The organism is Gilvimarinus sp. 1_MG-2023, from assembly GCF_030548285.1.
Window position 1 is genome coordinate 1 of record NZ_JAUOSC010001344.1, and the last position, 252, is coordinate 252.

The window sequence follows — 252 nt, forward strand, 5'->3', positions numbered from 1 at the left end:
GTGGTGTCCCCGATCCATGCTTTCATCATAGTGGAAACGTAACATCGGCGTCACACGAGTCGTCAGAATACGGGCCAGTTCGGAGCGCAGATAACCGGCGGCGTCATTTAAAATGGCGACGGTCTGTGCCTGGATTTCCTGATCGGTTTCTCCCTTGGCACCCATCACGGTGAAATAGATATCGGCATAGCCGAGATCCTTAGCCACCCGCACGTCATTCAAAGTCACCATTCCCAGGCGCGGATCTTTCAT

Annotated in this window: 1 protein-coding gene; it reads right to left on the reverse strand. The window is 53.6% G+C overall.

What is annotated here, in order from left to right:
• A partial coding sequence (rbfA, locus tag Q4563_RS21215) for a 30S ribosome-binding factor RbfA (RefSeq protein ID WP_303605933.1) occupies positions 1-252 on the reverse strand: 252 nt, incomplete at both ends.